Origin of the sequence: Chryseobacterium sp. CH21 (genome assembly GCF_004119445.1) — a bacterium.
Lineage (GTDB): Bacteria > Bacteroidota > Bacteroidia > Flavobacteriales > Weeksellaceae > Chryseobacterium.
The window spans coordinates 1-273 of sequence record NZ_QICI01000112.1 but is presented as its reverse complement, the minus strand read 5'-3'; the positions used below and the strand labels follow the sequence as shown (position 1 = coordinate 273).

At 41.8% G+C, this 273-nt stretch carries 1 protein-coding gene; it reads right to left on the bottom strand.

Going from position 1 to position 273, the window contains the following annotated elements; genetic code table 11:
- Positions 1-273, bottom strand: a 273-nt coding sequence (locus BOQ62_RS22195; RefSeq protein WP_262708380.1) for an asparagine synthase-related protein, incomplete at both ends; no start/stop codon positions are given.

Below are 273 nucleotides of genomic sequence, written 5' to 3'. Positions count from 1 at the left end.
TTTATCATTGCTGTCATTCAGTTTGAGCTGATCCGGTAATTGGATGCAGAATTCTGCAAAGTCCAGATCAAGGAATGGAGTTCTCACTTCCAGAGAATTAGCCATTGCCATTCGGTCGGATTTCACCATGATGGTTTCTGTCCAATAAGAACCCATTGCTTCACGAAGGATGATTTTATCATTGCTGTCATTCAGTTTGAGCTGATCCGGTAATTGGATGCAGAATTCTGCAAAGTCCAGATCAAGGAATGGAGTTCTCACTTCCAGAGAATT